Consider the following 15,668-nt stretch of genomic DNA (forward strand, 5'->3'; position numbering starts at 1 on the left):
CGCGGAACTCGAAGAAACGATTTTCGAGGTTTCACGCATCGAGATGCGTTTTGGTGTGGAACCAGCCGATGAATTGAATCTTTCAGCGGCCGCTGCCGCGGAGTTTTGGGCTCGCGGAAATACGTGGTCCTCGCTGGTCAATAAGACACAGGCGGAAGAGGGCGATCTGGTGCGGTTACTTTCTCGCACTGGAGAGGCATTAAGACAGGTAGCACAACTAAAGAACTCAAATGCAACCGCTGCGAAGCTTGCAAGCGAATGTTCTGAGATGATCTTAAGGGCACCGATCAAATAACTCGGGTCTTGCATTTTCCGGCGAAATGATATTCAACGTTTTAGGCGCTTCTCATGCTATTACGGACCTGCATTCGATCAGCATTTGACCGAGCAGATCGGCGCGCTAACATTTACGAGAGTTCAGACAGATTTATTTATGTTGAGCGGTAAAAAGATCGTGGTCGTAATGCCGTCGTTCAATGCTGCCGCAACTCTTGAGCGGACAGTTGTTGAGATCCCGCGCGACATTGTTGATGAGATAATTCTGGTCGATGACGCCAGTTCAGACGCAACGGTAGATGTGGCCCGTCGGCTCGGACTCAAAGTATTCCTTCATGACGGAAATTTCGGTTATGGCCGGAATCAAAAGACCTGTTATCGGGAGGCTCTTAGACTTGGAGCAGACATTGTGGTAATGGTTCATCCCGACTATCAATATTCACCGAAGTTGATAGTGCCTATGGCAGGGATGATCGCATATGGCGAATATGATGTGGTGATCGGATCGCGCATACTCGGTAACGGGGCTTTGAAGGGGGGAATGCCGCTTTACAAATATGTTGCTAATCGCTGCCTAACACTTTTCCAGAATATCTTGATGGGGCAGAAACTCTCTGAGTATCACACAGGTTTTAGAGCTTTTGCCTCGGACGTTTTGAGGGCTCTCCCGATCGATTCTAATTCCGACGATTTTGTTTTTGATAATCAGATACTTGCTCAGACGGTATATTTTGGCTTCCGGATAGGAGAGATCTCAACCCCAACACGCTATTTCGAAGAGGCATCGTCAATTAACTTCCCGAGGTCCATACAATATGGCCTAGGGGTGTTGGCAACGTCCTTGTCATACAGGCTGGGCCGGATGCGGATCAAACGTTCTAAGTTATTCCAAAATGTAACATTCTCGGAATTGCCACCTTATTATCACCCTCTTGATATGTCGGATAAATCACAGAACACCAGATCAAAATACGCAGAGACCGTTGAATGAATCGAGACACATCGAAAGCAGAAACAAATAGTAGGTTTGAACACCAATGGGCGGAGATCACCATATTAGCTCTTTTATGCATTGCCGTCCTAGGCATATATTTTCAAACAACTCGTTTCGATTTCATTAGCCTTGATGACGACCTTTATGTATATGAGAATCAGGCGGTATTGAGCGGACTGTCAATCGAGAACATCAAATGGGCATTCACCGCATTTCACTCTGCGAACTGGCATCCGTTGACGTGGATCTCACACATGATCGATATAGAGCTTTTCGGAACCGCTCCAGGGGCGCATCATGCCGTTAATGTACTTTTCCATCTGCTCAATTCCGTTCTGGTCTATACAGTATTCAAAATACTTACCGGCGAAAGCTTGCCGGCCGCTGCGGCCTCAATGCTTTTTGCCGTACACCCGATGCACGTTGAATCGGTTGCTTGGATCTCTGAACGAAAAGACCTTCTCAGCACGATGTTTTTTCTCCTTGCTCTGCTCGCATATCAAAGATTCGTCTGCTTGGGTGGTAAAGGAGAAAAGCAGACGCCTTTTTATTCGGATCGAAGGTATTGGCTGGTGGTATTCCTTTTTGCTTTAGGGCTTATGGCGAAGCCAATGCTCGTAACGTTCCCATTTGTGCTGTTGCTCTTGGATGTATGGCCGTTGGGAAGGTTTAGAGGCAAGCAGGACCTTCTACCGCTCATATACGAGAAGATCCCGATGTTCGTGTTGTCCGCGGCATCGTCGTGGGTAACATTTGTTGCGCAAAGATCCGGCGGTGCCGTTCAATCGCTCGACGGGTTGCCGCTTTCGATCCGGATAGAGAACGCGGTCGTTTCTTATGTTGCTTATATCGGCAAGATGTTTTATCCGGTAAATCTTCAACTCGGTTATCCATATACTGCGGAGATAGGTATCGCGGAAGTTATCGGATCGGCAGCGGTATTGTTGATCATTACGGTCTTGTCGATATTGTTGGCTAAGCGGCATACATATCTGATCATTGGCTGGCTGTTCTTTCTGGGCACCCTGGTGCCAGTTATCGGTTTGGTCCAGGTTGGTTATCAGTCGATGGCAGACCGATATACGTACATTCCATATCTCGGGTTGTTTTTGATGCTTGTTTGGACACTTCGATCCATACTCGCAAGAGTCAAATTCGGAGTAACTGCTTTTGCAATGTTGGTTTTGACTGCCGCGCCCATATTCGCATTCATCAGCTATCGTCAAGTGGGCCATTGGAAGAACAGCGAAACGATTTACCGACACTCCCTTTCGATAAGTAAAAAACACGTGCTTGCAGCCAACAATCTGTGCTTTCTTCTTGTCGACCAGGATCGTATCGATGAGGCCAAAGGAGTATGCAGTGATTCTATGCAGTATGCTGAAATGTTCCCTTTGCTTTATAACACCATGGGAATCGTCTCGCTAAAAGCCGGTGATATCGATGAGGCGAAATCCAATTTTGAAAAATACCTTCGGTGGGTTCCTTACGATGCCTTCGGTCATTTTAATCTGGCAACGGCCCAGCTTATGAAACAGGACCCGATAGCAGCTGAAAACTCACTTGCTAGGGCAGCAGCGTTGAATCGGGGTGATCTGTCGGCCAATGCTTTTGCTGCTGCGTTGACTCAGCTTGCTAATCAATTCACTTTAATGTCGGATCACGGTAAAGCTGCAGACGCCCTTAGGCGGCTTCTGTATTTGGATCCCGAGAATGCTGATGCAAGATACAAACTTGCTAAAGTGCTGTATGTTTCAGGCGATCTGACGTCCGCAAGAGAAGATGTAAGCATCGCTGAAAAGATCAAGCCAGATGATCCAAATATAAAGATACTGGCCGGAAAGATCCTTGAAGGTCTTGGCGAGAAAACTCTAGCACTTGAAAGATTTGAGACAGCAATGAAGGTTGATCCTACAAATGCTGAGGCAAAAGAGAATATTAGGAAGTTGAGAGGTGGAAAATGAAAGAGATCGATCGTCGTGAGTTTCTGTATGGTATTAGTGCGGTTGGGCTAGGATTTGTCGCAGCCGGTAGAGGTTATTCAGCCGCGACTATGTCTCCCATAGATATTGAAGAAAAGAGCATAGTGGAACTTCAATCGATGATGACCAGCGGCGAAGCCTCGGCAAAGGGTATCGTGGAAGCTTATCTTCGGCGCATCGAGTCTTTAGACAAACAGATCAATTCGATCATTGAATTGAATCCGGACGCTCTCAGTATTGCTGAGCAGATGGACCGTGAAAGAAGGGAAGGAAAGGTTCGCGGTCCTCTACACGGGATACCAGTGGTTATAAAGGATAACGTTGACACTGCCGACAAAATGAAGACGACTGCCGGAAGTCTTGCTTTGCTTAATGCACCAACACCAAAAAAAGATGCATTTATCGTCAGGCGCATTCGCGAAGCTGGCGGCGTCATCCTAGCGAAAACAAATTTGAGCGAATGGGCGAATTTCCGTGATAACGATTCAATAAGCGGCTGGTCAGCTCGCGGCGGGCAGACTCGAAATCCGTACATACTTGACCGCAATCCCTGCGGATCTTCTTCGGGAACGGCGGCAGCGATAGCAGCAGACTTTGCGGCGGTCGGCATTGGAACAGAAACCGATGGTTCGATAGTTTGTCCGTCATCGGTCTGCGGCATTGTCGGCCTGAAGCCTACGATCGGCATGGTATCGCGATTCGGTATCATACCTATCGCCCATTCCCAGGATACTGCCGGGCCAATGACACGATCCGTAGCGGATGCAGCTGTTCTGTTAACAGTGCTCAATGCCGCTGACCCAGATGATAAAGTCACAAGTGAAAAACGGCGTGAGCCTATCGACTATACAAAGCATCTTCTTGCGGACGGGTTAAAGGGAGTCAGATTAGGGGCCGTTCGCAACTATTGGGGACGCCGAAAGGAGGTGGATCGCGTGATGGAGGCATCTCTTGATGTCCTGCGAAAGGCGGGTGCCGAGATAATTGACGTCCGGATAGATTCAATTGGTAAGTTCGGCGCTGCGGAATTTGAGGTCTTGCTTTATGAGTTCAAAACGGACCTTGAGACCTATCTTGCTGAGCGAGGGGGCGACCATCGCACGCTCGAGGATCTGATCCGATTCAACGAAGACAATGCAAACCGGCAGATGCCGTATTTTGGGCAAGGTATTTTTGAGGCCGCTGCCAAAAAAGGACCGCTGACATCAAAGGAATACAAAGATGCCCGTGAACTTTGCATACGGCTAACTCGGTCTGAAGGGATAGACGGCGTGATGAATAAAGAGCGGCTTGATGCCCTGGTTGCTCCTTCCAATGCACCGACCTGGATGATCGACACGGTAAATGGGGATTGCGGAAGCGGTTATGTTTCCAGTTCTTCGCTTGCTGCCGTTGCGGGTTACCCTAATATCACTGTTCCGGCAGGTTTCGCACGCGAACTGCCTATAGGCATATCATTTTTCGGAAAGGCTTGGAGTGAGGCGAAGCTTATCGAGATCGCGTATTCATTTGAACAACAAACTAAAGTGCGGCGGCGTCCAAAAATGTTGCCGACATACGAATGAGCAGCAGTTCGCTATTCTGTCTATCTGCGGCTTTGGTCGTGTTCCGCGATCATTTGTAGTCCATCAAGCACAAGGTTTTCGTAAAAATCCGTAAATATATCTGTATTCTCTGCGATCAGAGGAGCAAAGCCACCAGTTGCCACAACCGGGGCGTGGTGTAAACCGGTCTCGTCCTTGATACGGCGCACCAGTCCTTCAAGCATTGCGATATTTCCATAGAAAATACCTGAGGCGATAGCAGTTTCTGTTGAACTGCCGATCAGGAGAGCGGGCTTTTCGATCCGTACAGCAGGTAGTTTTGCGGTTTTTCTGTTCAGCGAATCAGACATAGTGCCCATCCCCGGCAGGATCATTCCACCTCGAAATGTGCCCTTTTCATCGACAACGTCAATCGTTGTAGCGGTTCCGAGGCTACAGATCACGACAGGTTTTCCGTATCGTTGCCGCGCAGCGAAGGCGCTTACGAATCGGTCCGCACCGAGCGATGTCGGATCCTTATAGGCGACCTTCATCCCAAGATCGAAACCGCCATGAACAAATACCGGGCTTAAACGAAAAAGCCGCAGGCAAAGTTCCGCTATTACCCAGTTGAGCGGCGGCACAACAGAGGCGACATATGCTGAATCGAATTTCAAAAGGATGAATTCGTCGTCGAGTACGTGGAACCGGTCAAATGCCAGTTCGTCGGCAGTATAGTTCAGGTTGGTCGTAATGGTGAAACGATTGACTAGGGACGAACCTTCGTAGATGCCGAATTTTATTAGCGAATTGCCGATGTCTATGGCAAGAAGCATTAGCCCTCAAGCGGGAGGCCGTCGTAAACCACATTCCAACCGTTTACTTTACTTGTTCTCAGACTACGTGTGAACCAGTGCAAGGCCGCATGCGGATCATCATAAAGCTGAACAGCAGGGAGCGGCTCACGCGGATCTACCCGACAGATCGCAGCTCCGACCGGTGCGCTCTTTATACATAGCAGCGCCACCATATTCTCCTTCTGCAGAATTGCCGTGCGAAGCCGCACATTATCGTTTTCAGTGTCGAAGTCTTCAAAGGCGGCAAATTCATCTGCCCATTTGTCTTCGTCGAGATCGAGGTCCGGATCATTATCAAATGGTTCGTTCATATAGCTAAATCATTACGCTACACGGTATTTTAGCAAAGTTCAATCGGCGGGTGTAGGGGCATTGATCGACTAAGAGGCTCGACCAATTTTCCCATACTCATTTGATCTGAGCTGCTCAACATCGCCAGCGTGAATTATCGCGATCTTGCCATCAGCTTTCTTTAATCTCAGTGCACCGATATCTTCTAAGCCATCAGTTATTCCCTCAATAACTTCATTTCCCGAAATGATACGGACATTCTTACCTGAGGCGTAAGTTGAACGCCGGCACCATTCAGAGATCAATTTCGCAGAGTTGCCTCCTTCAAGCAATTCGTAATAATGCACGAGGTAATTCGATAAGACCTGCGCAAGCTGTTCTGGCGTAGGTACCGAAGACGCATTGTTGCCCGATTGCGACGTTTCGTCCTCGATCGAGGTTGCGATAGCTGCTATCTCGGGCGGAAAGTTTGACTTGCGAATGTTTATTCCGATACCGACAATAACCGCAAGCCCTTTGTCAGTTTCCGTTGTCTCTGCCAGGATGCCACTTATTTTCCTTTCATTTATAAGGATGTCGTTGACCCATTTTATATCCGGAGAAAGACGGAAGTCTTTTAGTGTATCGTACACTGCAACACCTGACATCAACGTGATAAGAGGAAGCAGTCTTGGTGCGATCCGGGGACGCAGCACAATGCTGAAATAAAGCCCGGCTCCATTTTCTGATATCCATACGCGCCCATGGCGGCCACGTCCCGCCGTCTGTTGCCGGGCAACTATGCACAGACCTTCCCCTACACCACTGCGAGCCTGCCGAAGAGCCTCAGTATTGGTCGAATCGATCGTGTCGAAGAAAACAAGTTGTATATTCATATAAAAACTGCAGAGCCGGGCTGAAACATTATGATCTGCAAATGGATTATCCGGAAAACAAACAGATCGAATAAATATGACTAACGGAAAAACAATCAGTGTGTAATGTATTCAAGAGCCACTACCAAAAACCATGAGCAGTATATATCAGGTAAAGTGCGATATTGATCAGATGTTGGACACAAATGAGAAGTTGAAAATCAAATGTTCACATAAAAATTTTGCACGCAAAATTGCCTGATACTAAAAATCTCTTCTTGAAAATAGATAAATAAATAGGCTCAGTTCTCGTCTTGCCTTTCTAGGTTTTTTTAGCTCAGTCTATGCGGAGCCAATGAAAATAGACTTCTGCCTAAGGTAGCACTAGAGAGATCTTTATAACATATGACATTCTGGTGGAAAAAACTTCTTGTAATTTATTAAGTAATCCTGTATAAACCATAGAGGACGCTACGTTTCAAAGAAATCCACCTAGAATTTAAGGAGGCTTTATGAGGCTAACCCGAATATCATTAGCTGCCGCGCTCAGTTTTTCTCTTACTTTTATGTCGTTTATTTCGCTTGCTGTTACCGATGCGGCGGGCCAAGATTCGCGGATCGCACTCCAGCGAGGATATCGGACGGGGTATTCCGATGGATATATGGCAGGTTACAGAGATTCTATAGACAATCTCGCAAAGAATGCCTCCCGTCACAAAGAGTTCACGGATGCGGACCGAGCTTATAGCCGTGAATTTGGCTCAATGGAAGACTATCGCGACGGCTACAGACAGGGATTCAGCGTCGGATACTCTACCGGTTTTGAGAAGCTTGCCTTCGATTCGACAGTTCCACAAAATCTTGCAAAAAAAGGGCTTGCGGCCACCGAAGCTAGTAAAGACGCTGAGACGGTGATTGCGGCCATGGCATCAACTGAAGCACCGAATAACGCAGAGGTCGTCAAAGTTGCCGAGACATTTGTAAAATCAGATACAGCGGAAACTAAGCCCGAGCCGGTCATAGCGGACGTAGAGGCTACCGATGAACCTGCCCCGGCCGTAAACAATGCGAAACCTGCGCCGATCTTGATGAAGGCCAGCTATATTCCAAGCGATGATCCGATAATAATCATTCCCCGTGACACAGAGTTAATTATTGAACTGGAAGAGGATATGAGCACCGAATCGAGTCGGGATGGTGATCGTTTCACAGCCAAGGTCGTTTCTCCGATCGAGATAGCAGGTGCGACGATCGAGGGCCGCATCGAGCGGATCCAGAAGCCCGGCAGGCTGAAGAGGCGTTCACAGATAGACTTGGCTTTTGACCGTATTGTCCTAAACCGAGACCGTTGGAGCAATTTTGGCGGGATCCTTACCGAAGTGTTGCCGGTCCGTGGAGACAATGTCCGTAGCGTTGATAATGAGGGCACAGCGATAGGGAAAAGCTCCGTTAAGGACGATAGCGTTCGTATAGGAGCCGCGACAGGTGTCGGGCTAGGGATAGGAGCAATCGCGGGCGGCCCGGTTGGCGCGGCTATAGGTGCCGGGGTTGGGGCGGCTTATGGAGTGGGTGCCTCGATGGTTGAAAGAGGTAAGCACATTCGGCTGAATCGAAACCAACAATTAAAGATCCGAGCAACGTACGAAACCAAGATCCGTTAATTCGCGAAATGATTTTTGAGCGGTTGTGGCCTATCGCACCGTTCTCACCATCGGTCCACGGCGGCCATCGGACGCATTCGTCTCCTTTGCGATCCGAACCGCCGTGGATCTTTTGTCTCGCAGATATTGAATTTTGATTGGCGCATATTGAGTGGGTAAAATTGGAGGAACAAAGACATTAAGGTTTCATCTGATCTCTTGTGTATGTATGCTTCCGTGGTAAAGCGAATTTTCGACATAGTTGCGTCGCTCGTGGGCTTGATCATTCTCGGGCCGTTGATGATCGTCGTTGCCATTCTGATAAAGATCGAGGACGGGGGCAACATTTTGTTTCGGCAGACGCGGATCGGGAAGAACAGCAGTGAGTTCACAGTTTACAAGTTCAGGAGTATGCCGATGGACACGCCAAATCTGCCATCAGCATTTGCATCCGATGTCAAGATCACACAGGTTGGCCGTTTCATACGCCGAACCAACATCGATGAATTGCCCCAACTATTCAATGTTTTGAAAGGGGATATGAGCATCGTTGGGCCGCGGCCTCCGATACCATCGCAAACTGAACTGTGTCTGATGAGGAAGAAAAGCGGGGCAGATCGGTGCCTGCCCGGCATTACAGGTCTCGCGCAGATAAACGGCTATGACCATATGCCTGAAACGGAGAAAGCCGAATACGATACCCATTACGCAGAGAATGTTTCTCTACTAATGGATCTAAAGATAATCCTTCGGACGTTTCCGGTGCTTACGCGTCGACCGCCGGTATATTAGATAAATGCAATTTTTTGAGAGCTGAGGATCAGAGCCCTGCCGTTCGCGTCAACGCTCTGATGAAGTACTCCGCGGCCTCACCTCGCAAGCTGAGCGTTTCGCTTCCGACGCATGTGACTAAAACATCCTCGTCTTCGCCGTGCTTAGTTACCTGAGAGACGTTATCCGTATTAATAGTATACGGACCTGCTTTAATGAACATATTCGAGAGTGTCTCCTTAATTTTTGTGAAACTACCCGCCGAGCACATAGCGAATACGCAGATAATATGGTCGGCGGCCAGTCTTGATCGTACGAACAAGATCGCACCTAAGTTTGCAAACGAACGATTGTTTGTAACTTTTCCGGCCCTTTGGTAATCTAAAACGTTAGACCACATAGAGATAATTTAACAAGGATCATATATGAGCACAGGAACTGAATCGACAGCCGCGGCAGGTTTGAGAGGCGTTGTCGCCGCACAAAGCAAGATCGGAGATGTTGATGGTGAAAAGGGAGTTTTGATTTATCAGGGCTATGATATTCACGACCTCGCCGAACACTCAACTTTTGAAGAGGTGGTTTATCTTCTTTGGAATGGACGGCTGCCGACACAGTCGGAGCTAGATGCCCACACAGAGCAACTGCGCTCGAATTACGGTATCCCCGCGCAGGTGATTGAACTGATGAAGCAGTTTCCCAAGGATGCTGATCCGATGGATGTGCTGAGGACTGCGGTCTCCACACTGGATTTCTTTGATAAGGATGGACATAAGACCGACCGCGAAAGCTCAACACGCACAGCTACGCGTATAACCGGCCAGATCGGAACCATCGCCGCTGCCTGGGATCGCATACGTAATGGCAAGGATGTCGTCAAACCGGACAGTTCCCTCAGCATTGCGGAAAACTTTCTTTATATGCTCCGCGGTGAGCGGCCGGATGCTGAAGAAGCAAGAATGTTCGATATTGCACTGATCCTTCATGCCGATCATGAGTTAAACGCATCAACGTTTACTACCCGAGTAGTTGCTGGAACGCTTGCAGGTGTTTACGGAGCGATCACTGCCGGCATTGCTGCACTAGCGGGTCCGCTTCATGGTGGAGCAAACACTGCCGTGATGAAGACGCTTCTTGAGATCGGCGACCTTAGCGCCGTTGATGCTTTTGTCGATAACGCCCTTGCAAACAAGCAGAAGATAATGGGCATCGGTCACGCAGTCTATCGGACGGAAGACCCCCGAGCGACCTGGCTGCGTAAGTTCTCAAAGACAATGGCTGAAAGAAAAGGCGAATCGAAATGGTTCGAAATGTCTCAGCGTATCGAACAACTGATGTATGAGAAGAAAGGAATGTATCCGAATGTGGATTTCTATTCCGCCTCAACTTACTATTTGATGGATATCCCGCTGGATCTTTACACCCCGATCTTTGCGGTAAGCCGTATATCGGGTTGGACGGGACACGTGCTTGAACAATACGAAAACAATAAACTTATTCGTCCGCGCGCCGAATACATCGGCGAAAGAGGCCTGAAATATAAGCCGATATCGGAACGATAGACTCGCACGACAGGTATCTAAAGTTGCGGTCGAACGGTTGGCGTTCGACCGCTTTCTATTTTTCGGGCAGTCGGGAACGCATTCGTTCCTCAACACTTTTGGGAATAAGCCCATCGACCCGCCCACCAAGCAAAAAGACCTGTTTCATCAAGGTCGAGGATACATAGGAGTAAGCCTCATCCGCCATAAAAAAGACCGTTTCGATCGAAGGCTCCAATTTTCTGTTCATCAACGCCATCCTGAGTTCGTACTCGTAATCGCTGACCGCGCGGATGCCGCGGACGATGGCTGTTGCGTTCATTCGTTTCGCAAATTCAGCAGTCAATCCGGAAAAGCTATCGACGATGAAGCGGCAGCCTTTTCCATCAAGAGTTGGAATTATCTCGCCGATCATTTCGATACGTTCATCAACAGAGAACATCGGGGCTTTGTCCGGATTGTTAAGTACTGCAACGATGATCTCATCAAAAAGCGGGGAACTGCGTCGCAGCACATCAAGGTGTCCGTTCGTAAGCGGGTCAAATGAACCCGGAAAGATAGCTCGTCGCATAACTTACGTGATTCTAGTCTGATACAAGAATTACTCAAAACGGATCTCTGAATATTTGCCCGGTCCAGATCGTGTGGAAGGTTGATTAGGGAGCCAAACCTGGTGTTTATCCAACAAAGGTGTCCCTTTAGTTCTATTCTCTGTGCCTAAAGACATTCAGAGCGGGATGAATACTAGTTTCTGAGAATATTAAGCAGGAAGAACGATAGTTATGGCTGATTCTTCAGTAGGCGTTTTGCTCTTTCAACCGCAGCGTCGTGTTCGAATTTGTATTCCGGGTTTGGCGTCATTTTAAGGAGCTCAGCGATCTGGGTGCGGGCATCGGAGTCTCGCTTTACTGCAAAATATACTTCGGCGAGATTTGCTCGGATGTTTGCATTATCCTTGCTTAATTCGAGTCCTTTCTCAAAGTATTCGACCGCTTTTTCAGCTTTTCCCCCTTTAAGACTGCGGGTTTCCATTTCCAACTGTCCGAGTGCGTCGTATGCACTTGCGGATTGATACGTCGGATCTATTTGGATGACCCTATTTAGAGCTTCCCGGATATCATCAACTGACTTGATTCCGACTGTTATCGGATTCATTCTGGAGAGTTCTCCGAGATTAGCAGCATACCAGAAATGCCCCTCCGGGCGGCCGGGTGAGATCTTAGATGCGATCAGGGCCGCCTTCTTTCCGGACTCGAGTATTTCTTCTGCTTCAGAAGACGCATCGAGTCTTTTCCCTAAAAAATAACTGAACTTGGCAAATTTCCATTCAACCTCAAAACTGCGTTCCGCCGGATCGCGAATGCTGGCCAAGGTTTTGACGGCAGCCTTGAGATTGGCGAGGTCTTCCCGATTAGCAAAAAGTCTTTCAGCCTCTTGTAGAGCTGGTCCGATGGTGGTTTTGTCGATCGAACTTACAGGTATATCGGCTTCTGCCCGGAGTGAGCACGCCGAATGTGTCCACAAAGTAATTACAAATGTAATCAAAAAGTAATTTCTATAGGTGCATACGCGACGATTTCTCTTTAGAATGCTAATATTCATTTCGCTATCGGGTTATATCCTGGCTTTGACGCCAAGAAAGTAGCATAAATCCGCTATGAAAAACAATGGCAGTGCAGCAGCATTCTACGATCTTGAAGGTACGCTGGTCAGCACAAATCTGGTACATACGCTTGCTTTTTATGCAACACGTCAACAGGGCTTGTGGCAGACCGCAAAGAAGAGCGCGGGAACGCTTGTAAAATTGCCCTTTTTCGGCATTACTGATTTGTATTCACGAAACGTTTTCAATGAAGTTTTCTTCCGAAGTTATCAAGGATTTTCGCAAGACAGGCTTCGCTATTTTTCCGAAGAGCTTTTCGAAGAAGTGCTCAAGCCGGCAATTTTTCCGGGCACAATGGAACTTATAGAGCAAGGAAAGAAGATCGGACAGCGGCAGGTAGTATTGACCGGTGCTCTTGATTTTACTATCGATCGGTTGATGGACTATCTGGGTATTGACGACTATGTCGCGAATCGTTTGGAGTTTGTTAATGGCTATGCGACCGGCCGCGTTTTGCCGCCGGTAATGGCGTCTGCGACGAAGGCGAAATGGATACGCGAGTATGCCGAGCGGGAGAACATAAATCTGTCAGAAAGCTACGCATATTCTGACAGCATCTCTGATCTGCCGATGCTTTCCATAGTCGGACATCCAGTCGCGGTTTGCCCAGATTTCAGGCTGAGGCAAACGGCAAGGCAGCACGACTGGGCAGTTTTGGATCTGAGGTAGTTTTCTAAGGCATTTAAAGGTTGAATCGTGGTTAGATATTTACGAACAAAGGGATCGTTGGGATTGATTTTGCTGGCTGTGGTTGCAGTAGTGCCGGCTCAGTTAGTTACAGGTAAACGTGTCGAAACAGTTTGGAAGCCGGCATCGAAGTATTTCGACGCGGTCAAACTGTTAGACGACGTAAGGCAGCTATCTTCAGACGATATGGAAGGTCGTTCAGCAGATCGACCATCAATGCAAAAAGCCCGTGATCTTGTTGAAAGAAGATTCAAAGAATCAGGCGTTCAGCCGATCGGCGGAAGCTACAAGCAGGAATTTCAGATAAACAGGCGAAATGCCGCTCCGCTGAAAGGAATCAATTTCGTTGGTAAGATCGAGGGCAAGGACAGGAAAAAGAGAGGCAAATATATTGTAATAACGGCGCATTATGATCATGTCGGTGTGTCTGACGGCGAGATATATAACGGTGCCGACGACAATGCCTCCGGAACCGCCGCCTTATTTGCGATCGCAGCGTATTTCAAGAAAAACCAGCCGCAGCATTCGTTAATATTTGTTGCCTTAGACGCGGAAGAAAAGGGCTTGCAGGGTGCGAGGTACTTTGTATCGAATTTACCGTTCCCGAAAGAAAGCATTCTTTTGAATGTAAATATGGATATGCTCTCGCGGAATGAAAAGGGCGAGCTTTACGCCGCCGGGACGTATCACTATCCGCAGTTCAAACCGGCATTGGAAAAGGTGCAAAGAAACGCAAAAGTAAAGCTGCTTCTCGGCCATGACGACCCGAAACTTGGCCGCGACGATTGGACGAATCAATCCGACCATGCCGCATTCCACGCCGCAAAGATTCCGTTCATCTACTTCGGCGTCGAAGACCATAAAGACTATCATCGTCCGACGGATACGTTTGAGAATATTCAACCGGAGTTTTATGTGAAGGCGGTGGAGACGATCATTTCCACTATACGGGGTTTGGACACGCATAGGGTTAACAAATAAACATGGCTTTGCAATTACGCAGAAAAACGCACGAATCGATAGTGTACATTGACAAGGACTCAGCCCCACGGATCATGCCGATGGGCGAGGATTTTATCCTTGAGGATATCCCGATCGGGACGCGGGTGATCTATCCGAACCCGCCGATCAAGGGCTTGCCGAACCGCGAGGCGGCGATCCGATATGCGGTGAATCATCCGCTTGAGATGGAGCCGCTTTATGCGCTGCTTGAGCCGGGAATGCGGGTTACGATCGCGATGGACGATATCTCGCTCCCGCTGCCACCGATGGCCTTGCCGGACCTAAGGCAGACGATGCTCGAGGTCGTGCTCGATATGTGTGCGGCGAATGGCGTGGACGATATCCATCTGATCATCGCCAATAGCCTGCACCGTAAGATGACGGCGTGGGAAATGAAGCGTATGGTCGGATCGAAGATCTTCAACGAATTCTATCCCGACCGCTACTATAACCACGACGCCGAGGACGATGACAACCTCGTCACTATCGGACATACGCGGCACAATGAGCCACTGCGGGTAAATAAGCGTGCGATCGAGAGCGACCTGCTCATCTATCTCAACATCAACCTCGTCCCGATGGACGGCGGGCACAAGTCGGTTGCAGTAGGCCTTTGCGATTATGAAAGCCTGCGAGCGCACCACGAGCCGCAGACCATTCGCGACTCGCATTCCTACATGGACCCGCCGGCATCTGAGCTGAACCATAAGGTCGTAAGACTTGGGAAGCTTGTTGATGAGCAATGTAAGGTTTTTCACATTGAGACGGCGCTCAACAACCGGATGTTCCCGGAGGGTTATGACATCCTGACGCGGAACGAGGACGAATTTTCGTTCATGGACAGGATGAAGTGGGAGGCAATGGCGAGAACATTCTCTCCGCTGCCGCGATCGGCCCGGCGAAAGATGCTGCACGCTATTCCGGCGGCGTATGATCTCATTGGGTGCTACGCCGGCAAGACCGAGCCGGTCCACGATAAGATACTTGAGCTGAATTACCGGCAGTATGAGATCCCGGTTAAGGGGCAGTGCGACATCATGATTACGGGAATCCCGGACATCTCGCCGTATAACGTGTATTCGGCTTTGAATCCGCTGCTGGTCCAGGTAATGGCTCTCGGCTATCACTTCAATATGTACCGGAACAAGCCGCTATTGAGAAAAGGCGGAGTTATGGTCATTACCCATCCGTGCTTCGACGAGTTTGACCACAACTTCCACCCGTCGTACATAGAATTTTTCCACCGGCTCTTGCCGGAATCTCGGGACGCTTTTTATCTGCGTGAAAAGTATGAACGGGAGTTTGCGTCGAACCCGGCATACGTCGAAATGTATCGCCGAGGCAACGCGTACCACGGAGCACATCCGTTCTTTATGTGGTACTGGGGCGAGAACGGCCGCCAGCACGTCGGCAAGGTGATCGTCGCAGGGGCGGAGAATGCACACGTGCCCGAAATGCTCGGTTGGGAACGCGCCGACAACCTGACCGAAGCGATCGCAATGGGCCGCTCTTACATGGGCCGCAACGCCGAGATAACGATGCTCCACCAGCCGATGATCGGGCTTTGTAACGTAACGGATTAATCAG

At 48.9% G+C, this 15,668-nt stretch carries 16 protein-coding genes; 10 read left to right on the forward strand and 6 right to left on the reverse strand.

Annotation, left to right across the window (positions count from 1 at the left end; all coding sequences use genetic code 11):
* The first annotated feature begins 43 nt into the window (after nt 1-43).
* From JVX88_RS00005 to JVX88_RS00020, 4 genes are all read left to right on the forward strand, one after another.
* A complete protein-coding gene (locus JVX88_RS00005; protein ID WP_225931860.1) occupies nt 44-295 on the forward strand; it encodes a hypothetical protein in 252 nt (83 codons plus the stop codon).
* 138 nt (nt 296-433) lie between these two features.
* Nucleotides 434-1,267 (forward strand): glycosyltransferase family 2 protein, encoded by an 834-nt coding sequence (locus JVX88_RS00010; protein WP_211624552.1) that lies wholly within the window; start codon nt 434-436, stop codon nt 1,265-1,267.
* Complete coding sequence (locus tag JVX88_RS00015) at nt 1,264-3,234, forward strand: tetratricopeptide repeat protein (protein WP_211624554.1); 1,971 nt, start codon at nt 1,264-1,266, stop codon at nt 3,232-3,234. Before JVX88_RS00010 ends, JVX88_RS00015 begins: the two co-directional genes overlap by 4 nt.
* Entirely contained in the window at nt 3,231-4,817 is a 1,587-nt protein-coding gene (locus JVX88_RS00020; RefSeq protein WP_211624555.1) for an amidase, read from the forward strand. The genes JVX88_RS00015 and JVX88_RS00020 overlap by 4 nt, the downstream gene beginning before the upstream one ends.
* A gap of 20 nt (nt 4,818-4,837) precedes the next feature.
* On the opposite strand, the gene JVX88_RS00025 is transcribed toward JVX88_RS00020, so the two are convergent.
* From JVX88_RS00025 to JVX88_RS00035, 3 genes are all read right to left on the reverse strand, one after another.
* Nucleotides 4,838-5,611, reverse strand: coding sequence for a type III pantothenate kinase (locus JVX88_RS00025; protein WP_211624557.1), 774 nt, complete (start codon nt 5,609-5,611; stop codon nt 4,838-4,840).
* Nucleotides 5,611-5,943 (reverse strand): hypothetical protein, encoded by a 333-nt coding sequence (locus JVX88_RS00030; RefSeq protein ID WP_211624559.1) that lies wholly within the window; start codon nt 5,941-5,943, stop codon nt 5,611-5,613. The genes JVX88_RS00025 and JVX88_RS00030 overlap by 1 nt, the downstream gene beginning before the upstream one ends.
* Nucleotides 5,944-6,012: 69 nt before the next feature.
* A complete protein-coding gene (locus JVX88_RS00035; RefSeq protein ID WP_211624560.1) occupies nt 6,013-6,798 on the reverse strand; it encodes a biotin--[acetyl-CoA-carboxylase] ligase in 786 nt (261 codons plus the stop codon).
* Nucleotides 6,799-7,343: 545 nt separating this feature from the next.
* Here JVX88_RS00035 and JVX88_RS00040 point away from each other — a divergent pair.
* On the forward strand, nt 7,344-8,438 hold the full coding sequence (locus JVX88_RS00040; RefSeq protein WP_211624562.1) for a hypothetical protein: 1,095 nt from the start codon (nt 7,344-7,346) through the stop codon (nt 8,436-8,438).
* 204 nt (nt 8,439-8,642) lie between these two features.
* Entirely contained in the window at nt 8,643-9,209 is a 567-nt protein-coding gene (locus JVX88_RS00045; protein ID WP_211624563.1) for a sugar transferase, read from the forward strand.
* A gap of 28 nt (nt 9,210-9,237) precedes the next feature.
* Here JVX88_RS00045 and JVX88_RS00050 read toward each other — a convergent pair whose 3' ends face one another.
* Entirely contained in the window at nt 9,238-9,411 is a 174-nt protein-coding gene (locus JVX88_RS00050) for a hypothetical protein (protein WP_211624565.1), read from the reverse strand.
* A 202-nt stretch (nt 9,412-9,613) separates the two neighbouring features.
* Between JVX88_RS00050 and JVX88_RS00055 the strand changes: the two genes are divergently transcribed.
* Nucleotides 9,614-10,750, forward strand: coding sequence for a citrate synthase (locus JVX88_RS00055; RefSeq protein ID WP_211624567.1), 1,137 nt, complete (start codon nt 9,614-9,616; stop codon nt 10,748-10,750).
* A gap of 55 nt (nt 10,751-10,805) precedes the next feature.
* On the opposite strand, the gene coaD is transcribed toward JVX88_RS00055, so the two are convergent.
* Together coaD and JVX88_RS00065 are read right to left on the reverse strand one after the other, a co-directional pair.
* The gene (gene coaD / locus JVX88_RS00060) at nt 10,806-11,300 is read right to left on the reverse strand and encodes a pantetheine-phosphate adenylyltransferase (RefSeq protein WP_211624569.1); all 495 of its coding nucleotides are present in this window, start codon (nt 11,298-11,300) and stop codon (nt 10,806-10,808) included.
* A gap of 209 nt (nt 11,301-11,509) precedes the next feature.
* Nucleotides 11,510-12,331, reverse strand: a complete 822-nt coding sequence (locus JVX88_RS00065; protein WP_211624571.1) for a tetratricopeptide repeat protein — start codon at nt 12,329-12,331, stop codon at nt 11,510-11,512.
* Nucleotides 12,332-12,386: 55 nt separating this feature from the next.
* On the opposite strand from JVX88_RS00065, the gene JVX88_RS00070 reads away from it, so the two are divergent.
* The 3 genes from JVX88_RS00070 (at nt 12,387) to JVX88_RS00080 (ending at nt 15,664) form a co-directional block, all read left to right on the forward strand.
* Nucleotides 12,387-13,061, forward strand: coding sequence for an HAD family hydrolase (locus JVX88_RS00070; RefSeq protein WP_211624573.1), 675 nt, complete (start codon nt 12,387-12,389; stop codon nt 13,059-13,061).
* Nucleotides 13,062-13,088: 27 nt separating this feature from the next.
* Nucleotides 13,089-14,060, forward strand: a complete 972-nt coding sequence (locus JVX88_RS00075; RefSeq protein WP_211624575.1) for a M28 family peptidase — start codon at nt 13,089-13,091, stop codon at nt 14,058-14,060.
* A gap of 80 nt (nt 14,061-14,140) precedes the next feature.
* Nucleotides 14,141-15,664 (forward strand): lactate racemase domain-containing protein, encoded by a 1,524-nt coding sequence (locus tag JVX88_RS00080; RefSeq protein WP_211624576.1) that lies wholly within the window; start codon nt 14,141-14,143, stop codon nt 15,662-15,664.
* The last annotated feature ends 4 nt before the right edge of the window (nt 15,665-15,668 follow it).

The sequence above is a fragment of the Leptolyngbya sp. 7M genome, from assembly GCF_018128485.1.